General features: G+C 41.9%; 10 protein-coding genes. All 10 read right to left on the bottom strand.

What is annotated here, in order from left to right:
- Positions 1 to 23 precede the first annotated feature (23 nt).
- Positions 24 to 560 carry a stage V sporulation protein T gene (spoVT, locus tag MPH60_RS26990; protein WP_063235918.1) on the bottom strand — a complete coding sequence of 179 codons (537 nt, stop codon included), beginning with the start codon at positions 558 to 560 and terminating at the stop codon, positions 24 to 26.
- Between the two features lie 188 nt (positions 561 to 748).
- Complete coding sequence (gene mfd, locus MPH60_RS26985; RefSeq protein WP_241594435.1) at positions 749 to 4,285, bottom strand: transcription-repair coupling factor; 3,537 nt, start codon at positions 4,283 to 4,285, stop codon at positions 749 to 751.
- A 160-nt stretch (positions 4,286 to 4,445) separates the two neighbouring features.
- Positions 4,446 to 4,676 carry an anti-sigma-F factor Fin family protein gene (locus MPH60_RS26980; protein WP_034316319.1) on the bottom strand — a complete coding sequence of 77 codons (231 nt, stop codon included), beginning with the start codon at positions 4,674 to 4,676 and terminating at the stop codon, positions 4,446 to 4,448.
- A 105-nt stretch (positions 4,677 to 4,781) separates the two neighbouring features.
- The gene (pth, locus tag MPH60_RS26975) at positions 4,782 to 5,342 is read right to left on the bottom strand and encodes an aminoacyl-tRNA hydrolase (protein WP_241594434.1); all 561 of its coding nucleotides are present in this window, start codon (positions 5,340 to 5,342) and stop codon (positions 4,782 to 4,784) included.
- Between the two features lie 260 nt (positions 5,343 to 5,602).
- Positions 5,603 to 6,241 carry a 50S ribosomal protein L25/general stress protein Ctc gene (locus tag MPH60_RS26970; RefSeq protein WP_241594433.1) on the bottom strand — a complete coding sequence of 213 codons (639 nt, stop codon included), beginning with the start codon at positions 6,239 to 6,241 and terminating at the stop codon, positions 5,603 to 5,605.
- 170 nt (positions 6,242 to 6,411) lie between these two features.
- Complete coding sequence (locus tag MPH60_RS26965; protein WP_241594432.1) at positions 6,412 to 7,164, bottom strand: ATP-binding cassette domain-containing protein; 753 nt, start codon at positions 7,162 to 7,164, stop codon at positions 6,412 to 6,414.
- A gap of 13 nt (positions 7,165 to 7,177) precedes the next feature.
- A complete protein-coding gene (ssuC, locus tag MPH60_RS26960; RefSeq protein WP_241594431.1) occupies positions 7,178 to 7,957 on the bottom strand; it encodes an aliphatic sulfonate ABC transporter permease SsuC in 780 nt (259 codons plus the stop codon).
- The gene (ssuD, locus tag MPH60_RS26955) at positions 7,926 to 9,098 is read right to left on the bottom strand and encodes an FMNH2-dependent alkanesulfonate monooxygenase (protein ID WP_241594430.1); all 1,173 of its coding nucleotides are present in this window, start codon (positions 9,096 to 9,098) and stop codon (positions 7,926 to 7,928) included. Before ssuD ends, ssuC begins: the two co-directional genes overlap by 32 nt.
- Positions 9,099 to 9,110: 12 nt before the next feature.
- Positions 9,111 to 10,088 (bottom strand): sulfonate ABC transporter substrate-binding protein, encoded by a 978-nt coding sequence (locus tag MPH60_RS26950; protein ID WP_241594429.1) that lies wholly within the window; start codon positions 10,086 to 10,088, stop codon positions 9,111 to 9,113.
- Between the two features lie 311 nt (positions 10,089 to 10,399).
- Complete coding sequence (locus MPH60_RS26945) at positions 10,400 to 11,353, bottom strand: ribose-phosphate diphosphokinase (RefSeq protein ID WP_057276495.1); 954 nt, start codon at positions 11,351 to 11,353, stop codon at positions 10,400 to 10,402.
- Positions 11,354 to 11,363: the final 10 nt, after the last annotated feature.

Below are 11,363 nucleotides of genomic sequence, written 5' to 3'. Positions count from 1 at the left end.
AAAATATAATGGCATGTCCAAGGTTACTGTTCCATTTGCCTAGCTAGGAAGCTTGCTGCTGTTTCAACCGATTTCTGTTCCACTTCACCAATGGTACTATCTTTAGAGAAAATCAAGACGGCACCAATCGGGTCGCCACTCGCAATGATCGGAGCTGCAGTATAAGATTGGACTTCCTCATCATTGGAATCAACGAATGAAATTTGTCCATTTGGAGACTCCAGGACAGGATTTCTTTCTTCCATGATTTTTTCCACTAGTTCACTAACACTTTTATTTAAGTATTCTTTTTTGGAGCCGCCTGCCACTGCAATGTAAGTATCCCTGTCACAAATCATAACTGGGTTTCCAAGGCTATCATAAAGTGCTTCTGCATATTCCCTAGCAAAATCGCCTAATTCACTAATAGGAGAGTATTTTTTAAGGATGACTTCTCCATCTCTATCCACAAATATTTCCAGTGGATCTCCTTCACGGATACGGAGGGTCCTGCGAATTTCTTTCGGGATGACGACTCTTCCTAAATCATCAATTCGGCGAACGATACCAGTTGCTTTCATCTAATGTTGCCTCACTTTCATCTAATTGATTTGATAAATCCTCATTTTGTAGCAAAATCATCACCAGCTATTGTACTTAGTATTTTTCTAATGGTAAGTTCTATGCACTTTGAAAAAATTTTTCTTTTTGATGCATTTTTTTACCATGGTACCTAAAAAAATTTCTTCAAGAGGACTATCATTCAATTTTAGTTTTTTGTGGCTTGCGTCTCTTTTTTTACATACTGTAAACCCTTGGTCATCTCAAATAAGATATTAAGCCATTTGCTTTGTTCTACGCCTTTTATGTGCAGGACCAGCTTCATCCGATTGCCGTCCATGCCGAAGCCGACCATACGGCCATACTTCGATCCCAGCTCGAACACCTTTTGTCCATCCACATCGCTGCTGACCTTTTCCCTAAGGAGAATGCTGATTTCCTGCTTTAATTGTTTAATGCTTTCAATTCCGGCCTTTTCAGCATATACCTTCATTTCGGCTATCATGAATAAATAGGAAACTTCTTCTGGATACTCTCCGAAACGATCGATCATTTCATCCTGTAATTCTTCCACTTCTTCAAGCGAAGCAATACCTCTGAACCTTTTATACATTTCTATTTTCTGATGTCCATCCATTATGTAGGCATCAGGGATATAAGCATCCACTTCAATGTCGATTTCAAGGGTGTTCTTTTCTTCGGCTGGCTGGTCATTACGTTTCGCATCTACCGCTTCTTTCAGCATTTGTGAATACAGATCAAAACCGACTGAATCGATGAAGCCATGTTGTTGAGCCCCTAGGATGTTTCCGGCTCCCCTGATGGATAAATCACGCATCGCGATTTTGAACCCTGAACCCAATTCTGTAAATTCCTTAATGGATTGAAGACGTTTTTCTGCCACTTCCGTCAACACTTTATCTTTCCTATAAGTGAAGAATGCATATGCGACCCGATTGGAACGTCCTACACGCCCACGCAGCTGATAGAGCTGTGAAAGTCCCATTCTATCCGCTTCATTCACGATAAGCGTATTGACATTCGGGATATCGACACCCGTCTCTATAATGGTTGTACTTACCAAAACATCATATTCACCTTCTAAAAAGCCGAACATGACGGCTTCCAGTTCTTGCTCTGTCATTTGCCCATGAGCATAGGTGACTCGGGCATCGGGCACCAGCATGGAAATTTCTTCTGCTTTTCTTGCTATATCCTCTACCCGATTGTAAAGGAAGTAAACCTGACCACCCCTGGCCAATTCCCGTTCTATGGCTTCCGTTACCAACGAGCCATTATACTCCATGACATAAGTTTGGATCGGGAACCGGTTCTCGGGCGGCGTTTCGATGACGGACAGATCCCTCACGCCCAACATGGACATATGAAGGGTCCTCGGAATCGGCGTCGCAGTCAAAGTCAGTACATCCACATTGGTTTTTAACCGTTTGATCTTTTCCTTATGTGTAACGCCAAAGCGCTGTTCTTCATCAATGATAAGCAATCCCAAATCGCGGTACACGATATCTTTGGATAAAATCCTATGCGTGCCAACGACAATATCCACCGTGCCAGCCTTCAATCCTTTAATCGTCTCCGTTTGCTGTTTTTTAGTCCGGAAACGGCTCATATGACCGATCGAAATGGGATAATCCTGAAAACGCTCCCTTAATGTTTCATAATGCTGCTGGGCGAGGATTGTGGTCGGAACAAGAAAAGCAACTTGCTTGCCATCCATTATGGCTTTAAAAGCGGCCCGGATCGCCACCTCTGTCTTCCCATATCCAACATCGCCGCATAATAAACGATCCATCGGCCGTTCCCGTTCCATATCCTTTTTGATTTCGACTATGGAGCGTATTTGATCGTCCGTTTCGTTATAGGCGAATGATGTTTCAAATTCTCTCTGCATATCACCATCAGGTGAAAAGGCATAGCCCTTTGCCGCTTCCCTTTCTGCGTATAACTTGATTAAATCATCGGCAATGTTCTCAACAGATGATTGAACCTTACTTTTGACACGTTTCCATTCCGTTCCGCCTAGCTTATAAAGCTTCGGTTCTTTTCCTTCAGAACCGACATATTTTTGGACAAGATCAATTTGGTCGACAGGAACATACAATTTGTCATCCGCTTGATAACGAATATTCAGGTAATCTTTATGGACCCCATTAATCGTAAGGGTTTCAATGCCCAAGTATTTACCGATACCGTGGTTAACATGAACGACATAGTCACCAATCTTCAGTTCGGAATAACTCTTGATTCGCTCCGCATTCGATAGTTTCTGTCTCCGTATTGATTTCTTTGACTTCTTATTAAACAATTCCGTTTCCGTAATGATACTGAATTTTTGCATAGGTAATTCAAAGCCGCTATTCAGACTGCCGCGTAAAATCTGTACTTTACCTGGAAGAATGCTGTCGGCATTAAACAGTTCTGCGGCCTCTATATCATAATCGGCTAAAACCGAATGCAGCTTTTTTACCCGTTCTTCATCCTGTCCAAGTATGACGACTGTGTATTTACCTTTTTTCCAACGTTCCAGTTCAGCTTTGAACACATTCATCTGTCCATGGAAATTTTGCATTTGTTTGCTGGCAAAATTCAGGATATTCTGAGGATTCGTATGCGGTACATGCCGTAAAAACAATGAAAGGTATACAAACGGCCTGCTGGATTTCACGATTAATTCCTGCATGGGATGAGCCAATTTTATGTCATGGATAATTTGTCCCTGACTTAAAAGGTCCGTGTACCACCCTGCCTCTTCCTTTTCCAAAGAATCATTGATTTCCTGGATTCTACTGATTTCATCTAAGAATACCAAACCATTTACCGGTAAATAATCTATTAAACTAGCTGGATTTTCATACGCTAAACTTAAGTATTTAAAGATTTTGTCGGGTATATTCCCCATTTTGAGCTGTTCAAGTTCATAACTGATCGTTTGAACCAGCTGTTCCTTGGTTTTCTCGTCTTTAAGTTTCTTCAAGCTTTTACTTAATCCGCTCTCGAGCCTTGTTATGATTCTTTCGATATGCTCCGTCTCTAGCAAAGCCTCACTGACGGGCCCAATCGTCACCTTCTTGAGTTTCTCGATGGATCGCTGATCTTCGCTTGAAAAGGTCCTTATTGAATCTATTTCGGTATCGAATAATTCAATTCGTATCGGATTAGGTTCGGTGATCGGATAAATATCGATTATGCCGCCCCTGATACTGAATTCACCTGGAGAAGCAACCATTTCAGACCGGTTATAACCCATGGCAATGAATTTATTAAGCGTTGGTTCAAGTTCGATGTCTTCCCCTAAATTAAAGATAAGCTGATGCCTTTTCCAAATATCCTTTGGAGGAAGCACACGACGCACCCCAGGAATGGGCGCAATGACAATCCCTTTCTTTCCTTCCGCCCAAAAGTTCAATGCCTCTACACGCTGAGCCCTTAATTCTGGGCTGGCTACACTCAAATCAGCCGCGATCAATTCATTGGCTGGATATATATATAATTCTTCCTCGGGAATGAAACTGGATAAGTCCTCATGGAATTTTTGTGCTTGCAATAAATTATGGGTAACCAATAAAATAGGCCTATTCGTCTTTTCATATACGGAAGCCAGCAAAAGTGATCTCGAGGAACCTGTCAGACCAGAGACGATTTGCTCCTTAAGTCCTTCATCGATGCCGGCTATTAACGAATGAACATCATCTTGTTTGGAGAACAAGTTCTGTAATCCATTCATTTTATTTCCCCCCTCTCTTAACGTGCGAAAAACATTTGAATTCTTTGTATTAGAACTTGGCCATTTAACCAAGCGTCCTTTTTATTAACGGCATTTTTTTTGCCCTGGTATTCCAGACAAACGGAAAAATGCTTTGGATTTTGTCCAAAGCCCTCTCCCGCTAATGAATAATATAATCGTTTTCATATAAATCAGGGTTTCTTTGCAACGATTCATGACAGTCTTCACATATCGCCCTTACATGCATATCCCCTTCAGAATCATAAACGATCATCTCTTGTCGCTCTTCATCGGTAAGTTGATTAAAACCTAACTGCTCCGTACTCAGTGAGTGTGCCTCGATTGAGCCCAGCTTAGTTCCGCAATGTCGGCATCGATAATGGAGAGCCATTTGGTAACCCCCTATTTTTGTAATAGTGTTAGTATGTACAAAAGTAGAGGGTTTTTATTCAGCGAAACAGGAAGATATTATTCTTTACTTATATCTACTCTCTGCTTATTGGTTATATTCGTTCATGACCTGTAGAAATGGTTTTTCCAACCAGGCTTCACATGAAGCTGCGCTTTTTTCGATCGTTGCCCCGACATGATCCCATTCTTCAGGCGAAAACCGCCCTAAAACATAGTCAGATACCGGCACACGGCCAATCGGGCGGCCAATGCCTATTCTGATTCGATTGAATTCTTGCGTACCCAAATGGGCGATTGAAGATTTTATCCCATTATGACCGCCTGCACTTCCTTTTTGACGAAGGCGAAGCTTCCCTGGAGGCAAATCAAGGTCATCATATATAATGACAACATCCGCGATATCCACCTTAAAGAAATGCATGACAGCCGAAATGGATTCTCCTGACAAATTCATGTAGGTTAAAGGTTTAAGCAATAAAACTTTTTCTCCCTTTACCATTCCCACACCATAGATCCCCTTATGCTTTGCTTGATCAAGTGGGATCGACCATCTTTTGGATAACTCATCTATTACTTCAAATCCGACGTTATGCCGAGTTTTTTCATATTGTTTACCTGGGTTCCCTAACCCTACAATAATTTTCATGATTCACACTCCGTCATTACGGTTATTTAGGGAGTTACGCTGGGACGAAGTTTTTCCAAGATCATGGACCTTAGAAAAATAGTACCCTAATTTCAAGCTTGCCTGCAAGCGACCGGAGAACTAATTAGGAAAAACCCCCATTAAAGAAGTCAATCACGAAAAAATGGTCCGGCTTAAATGGATGCATCCATAGATTGAAAAGACGTAACTCGTTAAGAGCTACGCCTATTATATCACGATTCACTTGTTTAATCCCGGCATCATGACTCTGGTGATGCCTTGGTTTCCCTGCCCTCTTCATTTTCAGGAATACCGCCATCTTGCTGTTCACCTGTACTTATCTCCTCTTCCTGGCGAGGAGCCAAAACAGATGCAACGACTTCTTCACCATCGTTGCCGATTGTAACTTGTTTATTCGTTTGGATATCGGATATGTAGATTGTCTCTCCTACCTGAAGTTCGGTAACGTCAACATCGATGGAGTCAGGAATGTCATTAGGTTTAGCCGTAACCGTCACTTCATGAAGAGACTGCTGAAGAACCCCGCCGTCTTTCACACCTTTACAAACACCGACAAGGTTAATGCGAACTTGTGCCTGTAATTGGGCCGACATATCTACAATTAAAAAGTCTGCATGATAAATCGAGTTCTTTATTGGATCCTTTTGATAGTCAGAGAGCATGACTTTATAATTCTTTCCTTCCAAGTCCAAAGAAATGATTCCATTACGGCCTATTTCCTTGATTGTCTTTTGAAGCTCAATATTATTGACTGAAATGGCCGTACTGTCATTTTTATTGCCGTATACTATCGCAGGGATTTCGCCTTTTTCTCTCAAATTCCTTAAATTAGAGTGTTTTGAATTCGTACGTTCTTTCGCAGCTAATATATTACTCATACATCCTCCGCCTTCCTGAATATGAATTGCAAGTTTCTCTATATTTAACATTTCCCTAAATCGCGAATCATTAAACATGAAAGGTACACTCCGAAGGGGGCAAGAAGGTGATGAACATATGGTAAACATAGGAATTCGCTGCAAAATCTTTTTTCATTTTTTTCTCTTATTCAGGCGTGAATCGCCTTTTTTTCCATTTCCCCCTCAACTTGCATCACCCGGTTAAGGATTTGGGCTGCTAGTGATGAATATTGAATGCTATCCTTTTTCCGCGGTCTCGGCAGATTGATTTCCTTATTCATGACGACTTTGCCTTCTTCGATTAATATGACACGGTCGGCAAGCATTACGGCTTCTTCAACATCATGTGTAACAAGCAAGGCAGTAAAATCCCTTTTCCTCCATAGTTCTTCAATCAGCCTTTGCATGCCAATTCTCGTCAAAGCATCCAATGCCCCTAACGGCTCATCCAAGAGGAGTATGTCAGGTTGGTTCACCAATGCCCTCGCTAACGCCACCCTTTGTTTCTGCCCCCCAGATAAAACGGACGGCCACTCATTTGCTCGATCTGCAAGGCCCACTTGCTCCAGTAATTCCATAGCACTTTGCTTCCAATCCCCTTTCAAGCCGACACCAATATTTTCAATGATTTTTTTCCAAGGAAACAGCCTTCCATCCTGAAACATCGTACGTGACGATTTATTTAATCCATTCAATGGCTTTCCATTCACCATTATCTGCCCGCCCGTCGGCTTTTCCAGTCCTGCCACAAGACGAAGCAAGGTGCTCTTTCCACATCCACTCTTACCGACAATGGCCACGAATTCCCCTTTTTTAAATGTGAGGTCCATTCCCTTTAGTACTTCAAAATCCCCAAAATCCTTTCTTACACCCTGCAACTCCAACGAATTTCCATTTATCATATGAATGACCTCCTCATTGGTATGATGGATGCCACTTTAAGCATCTTTTTTCAATTAATTTGGCCGCAACGTCCGATATTTTTCCCAATAAGGCATATAAGAGAATACTGAGAACAACAATATCCATCCTCATGAATTCCCGGGCATTCATAGCCATATATCCTATTCCGGAATTAGCGGATATTGTTTCTGCGACAATTAATGTGACCCACATGATTCCAAGGGAGAAGCGGATACCCACCAAAATGGATGGAAAGGCCGCAGGGAGGATCACATTCCAGAATAAAGAAAAACCACTTAACCCATAAACCCTTGCCGCTTCAATTAAACCCTTATCCACCGATTTCACTCCATGGAATGTATTTAAGTAGATAGGAAATAGAACCCCTAAAGCGACAAGGAAAATTTTCGCTTCTTCTTCTATGCCAAACCATAGAATCACCAGTGGTATTAAAGCTAAATGCGGAATGTTACGCAACATCTGAAGCGATGTATCGAATAAGTTTTCAGCAATGGATGATAATCCATTTAACAACCCTAGTACAAAACCAATAATCCCTCCGATTAAAAAACCGATGAATGCCCGCTGAGCACTGATGCCGATATAATCTATAAGTTCCCCTGTTTTCAATAAAGCGACGCCAGCTTGAAAGACTTCAGTCGGGGCAGGCAATATCCGTTCCGACAGAATCCCCCACAAAGAAAGCAGCTGCCACGTTACCAAAAGCAGAATGGGTACAATCCAAGATATGAGGGAAAACCTATTGAACTTTTTGTTTAACTTTGCCTTCATCTTCAATTTCACTTCCTTTTGTAGGGTAGTGGTCATTTGCCAGTATTTCCCCGAATGGACTCGTCGCTTTCGAAACGGGCACTTGCTGCTGGTCGACAGGGAGTAACGGGAATAATAATTCCGCGACACGGTACGCTTCTTCCAGGTGGGGGTACCCGGATAAAACAAAGGATTCTATTCCGATTTCTTCATATTCCTTCATTCTGGCGGCAACATTTTCAGCACTTCCGACTAGTGCTGTACCGGCACCACCGCGCACCAGACCTACACCCGCCCATAAGTTTGGACTGATTTCGAGTGAATCCCTGCTTCCATTATGAAGTTGCGACATCCTCTTCTGTCCCACTGAATCAAATCGTTCAAAAATCTTTTGTGAATTTTGAATCATTTCATCATCCACATATTTAATGAGTTCGTCCGCTGCCTGCCAAGCTTCTTCTTCCGTTTCTCTTACAATGACATGCATGCGAATGCCGAATCTGACTTCACGTCCGTACTCTGCTGCTTTTTTACGTACCTTTTCAATTTTTTCGGCCACTTGCACCGGCGGCTCACCCCAAGTCAAGTAGACATCAATATGCTTTCCCGATATATCGATGGCTGGATCGGATGAACCTCCGAAATAGAGCGGTGGGTACGGTTCTTGTACAGGTGACAACAGAATATTACCGCCTTCAACCTTTAGGTGCTCCCCTTCATAGTCCACACTCTCACCGGACATTTCCTTTCTCCATATATCGAGAAATTCATTTGTTTGCTCATAGCGTTCCTTATGATTTAGAAACACGCCATCACCTGCCAATTCGACTGGGTCCCCCCCAGTTACGACATTGATCAAAAGACGGCCATTCGACAACCTGTCGAAGCTTGAAGCCATTCGCGCAGCTAAGGTTGGCGACATTAAACCTGGACGAATCGCAACTAAAAATTTCATTCTTTCCGTTGCAGAAATCAATGAAGAACCAACTACCCAAGCATCCTCACAAGACCGACCTGTTGGAAGCAAAGCCCCTTCAAAACCTAAATGATCGACAGCCTGTGCAATTTGTTTTAAGTAAGGAAGTGTAATCGCTCTCCCTCCCTTTGTCGATCCTAAATAGCGACTTTCCCCATGTGATGGTAAAAACCAAAATACTTTCATTTTATTTCCCCCTTAATTTTTTTTATCTGCAGATGCATCTAGAACATTAATCTTGCTTGGAATTAATTTAAGATTAAAAAATGTATCGGCAATCTTTTGTTGATCATCCAAAACCGTACTGGAAATCTTCTCAAGTCCGTATTCTTTTCTATTTAATGTTTTTTCCAATGCCTCCACACTCATTCCAATTTCCGGAGATAAAAACTCAGCGACATCCCTTGGGTTTTCTTCAATCCATTTATCAACTTTTATCAGTTCTTCTTTGATGATCTTCAAAGCCTCTTCGTTTCCGGCAAATGAATCAGTTGCCAAAAAGAATTCACGATTCGCCACTAGTCCTTCTCCATCCCGGATCGTTTTCGTTTCAAGCTCCAATTCCGCCGCTGATAAAAATGGATCCCATATTACCCAGGCATCGATTTGGTTTCCTTCAAAAGCAGCTCTGGCATCAGCCGGCGGCAAGTAGACGGGCTGAATGTCATCAAGAGTAAGACCTGCTTCCTCTAACGCTTTGACCAATAGATAATGAACATTTGAACCTTTATTCAAGCCAACCTTCTTACCTTTTAAATCTTTCACATCTTTAATGGGTGAATCCTTTTGCACGACTATGGCCTCTCCCGAAGGATTTGCCGGCTGATTGGCAATGTAGACAAGTGGTGCATTGGCTGCTTGTGCAAATATCGGCGGCGCCTCCCCTGTGTGCCCAAAATCAATGCTGCCGACATTCAAGGCTTCAAGCAGCTGAGGTCCTGCCGGGAATTCAGTCCAATCGACCGTATACCCCACTTCTTTTAAACGTGTTTCCAGATTGCCTTTTGATTTTAAAATATTTAATGTCCCGAATTTTTGATAACCGATTTGGATGGTTTTATCTGATTCTTTTGCGTCAGCACTTGTGGAATTGTTCTTTTCCTGCCCACATGCACTTACTATCAGCATGAAGATGCTGAAGATGGACAGGAGCCATATCTTTCGTTTTTTCTTCATATTCTGCACACCCTTCTTAAACTATTTATATAAAAATAAAAGGCTCCTTTCCTTCACCAATAGGACAATAGGGCAAAAAGATGCCTAATGTTCTATTGGTAAGTGAAAAGGAGCCTTCGGTAGTCCGATCGGCGTTAACCATTATGCCATTACATTCGTACAGGTTTCATTCCATGAATATGAATTGAATTTGTATAGCCATTTTATTATTACTATTCATATCTGTCAACTAAGAATTTAATGTTTTTTGAAAATTCCAAACCAAAATACGGCGAGCCCGAAGGCCCGCCGTGTATTGGTTAATTTTTTTATCAATCGAATAATGTGCTGACTGATTGTTCCTCATGCACGCGAATAATTGCCTCTGCAATCAAAGGTGCTACAGAAAGTCCAGTGATTTTATCGATTTTCTTATCTTCAGATAGGGCAATCGAGTTAGTCACGACCAATTCCTTGATCGTTGAATTTTGAATCCTTTCGATGGCAGGACCAGAAAGGACTGGGTGTGTACAACAAGCATACACCGCTTTAGCGCCATTCTCCACAAGGGCATTGGCCGCTAGTGTAATAGTCCCTGCAGTATCGATGATGTCATCAATCAGTATTGCTGTCTTTCCTTCAATATTACCAATGATGTTCATGACTTCAGCCACGTTCGGTCTTGGACGGCGCTTATCGATAATGGCGATCGGCGCTTTTAGGCGATCGGCCATTTTACGGGCACGTGTTACACCGCCATGATCTGGGGAAACGATGACGATATCACTTAAATCTTTTTCCTTGAAGAAATCAGCTAAAATCGGAACAGCAACAAGGTGATCGATCAAAATATCGAAGAAACCTTGAATTTGCGGTGCGTGAAGATCTAATGTGATGACACGGTGGGCACCAGCCGTTTCTAAAAGATTTGCGACAAGTTTAGCTGTAATTGGTTCACGCGCACGCGCTTTACGATCTTGTCGGGCATAACCGTAATATGGCATTACAATATTGATCGTTTTAGCTGAAGCACGTTTAAGAGCATCGATCATAATTAAAAGTTCCATTAAATTTTCATTGACTGGTTGGCTTGTTGATTGGATTACGTATACGTCACAGCCACGAATACTTTCTTCAATATTAATCTGAACTTCACCGTCACTGAAACTTGTTACGCTACATTTTCCAAGTTCAACACCGATTGCAGCAGCAATTTCCTGAGCTAAATCGAAGTTTGAATTTAAAGAGAATACTTTTAAATTAGGATCTAAATACTGATTTGACATGATGACCTCC

Source organism: Peribacillus sp. Aquil_B1 (assembly GCF_022603275.1).
In the GTDB taxonomy this organism is placed as follows: domain Bacteria; phylum Bacillota; class Bacilli; order Bacillales; family DSM-1321; genus Peribacillus.
Note: the sequence above shows the minus strand (reverse complement) of the source record. Positions and strands in the feature narration are given on the sequence as shown.

Coding starts and splice junctions, on each gene's coding strand:
- spoVT (WP_063235918.1), bottom strand. CDS start 560: ATGAAAGCAACTGGTATCGTTCGCCGAATTGATGATTTAGGAAGAGTC.
- mfd (WP_241594435.1), bottom strand. CDS start 4,285: ATGAATGGATTACAGAACTTGTTCTCCAAACAAGATGATGTTCATTCG.
- MPH60_RS26980 (WP_034316319.1), bottom strand. CDS start 4,676: ATGGCTCTCCATTATCGATGCCGACATTGCGGAACTAAGCTGGGCTCA.
- pth (WP_241594434.1), bottom strand. CDS start 5,342: ATGAAAATTATTGTAGGGTTAGGGAACCCAGGTAAACAATATGAAAAA.
- MPH60_RS26970 (WP_241594433.1), bottom strand. CDS start 6,241: ATGAGTAATATATTAGCTGCGAAAGAACGTACGAATTCAAAACACTCT.
- MPH60_RS26965 (WP_241594432.1), bottom strand. CDS start 7,164: ATGATAAATGGAAATTCGTTGGAGTTGCAGGGTGTAAGAAAGGATTTT.
- ssuC (WP_241594431.1), bottom strand. CDS start 7,957: ATGAAGGCAAAGTTAAACAAAAAGTTCAATAGGTTTTCCCTCATATCT.
- ssuD (WP_241594430.1), bottom strand. CDS start 9,098: ATGAAAGTATTTTGGTTTTTACCATCACATGGGGAAAGTCGCTATTTA.
- MPH60_RS26950 (WP_241594429.1), bottom strand. CDS start 10,088: ATGAAGAAAAAACGAAAGATATGGCTCCTGTCCATCTTCAGCATCTTC.
- MPH60_RS26945 (WP_057276495.1), bottom strand. CDS start 11,353: ATGTCAAATCAGTATTTAGATCCTAATTTAAAAGTATTCTCTTTAAAT.